At 41.2% G+C, this 876-nt stretch carries 1 pseudogene; it reads right to left on the reverse strand.

The features are described from left to right. Positions 1-876, reverse strand: a pseudogene (locus CD041_RS12320) (hypothetical protein); the annotation flags it as partial.

Consider the following 876-nt stretch of genomic DNA (forward strand, 5'->3'; position numbering starts at 1 on the left):
ACCTTTGTCGCCTTTAGCGCCTTTCGGTACTGTTACTGTTTTACCGTCACTGAAGTGGATAACTGTATTACCGTCTCCATCTGTTGTTGTGTTCGTTAATGTTACTGATGTACCATCTTGACCTTTATCACCTTTCGCGCCTTTTGGAATAGTGATTGAGTGGTTATCAGTAAATGTTACAACTGTTTCACCTTGAGCATTTTTAGTGATTTCTTGAATACCTACTGAATGTCCGTCTTGGCCTTTTGGTACAGTGATTGAATGACCATCGCTAAAGTGAACTACTGTATTACCAGCTTGATCTGTTTCAGTTCTTGTTATTGTGATTGATGTGCCGTCTTGGCCTTTATCACCTTTCGCGCCTTTCGGTACGGTTACTGTTTTGCCATCACTAAAGTGGATAACTGTATTACCGTCTCCATCTGTTGTTGTGTTCGTTAATGTTACTGATGTACCATCTTGACCTTTATCACCTTTCGCGCCTTTTGGAATAGTGATTGAGTGGTTATCAGTAAATGTTACAACTGTTTCACCTTGAGCATTTTTAGTGATTTCTTGAATACCTACTGAATGTCCGTCTTGGCCTTTTGGTACAGTGATTGAATGACCATCGCTAAAGTGAACTACTGTATTACCAGCTTGGTCTGTTTCAGTTCTTGTTATTGTGACTGATGTACCGTCTTGGCCTTTATCACCTTTCGCGCCTTTCGGTACTGTTACTGTTTTACCGTCACTAAAGTGGATAACTGTATTACCGTCTCCATCTGTTGTTGTGTTCGTTACTGTCACTGATGTACCATCATGTCCATTTTGGCCATCGTGACCTTTTGGCACAGTCACTGTTTTACCGTCACTGAAGTGGATAACTGTGTTGCC

This window comes from Staphylococcus lugdunensis, from assembly GCF_002901705.1.
Lineage (GTDB): Bacteria > Bacillota > Bacilli > Staphylococcales > Staphylococcaceae > Staphylococcus > Staphylococcus lugdunensis.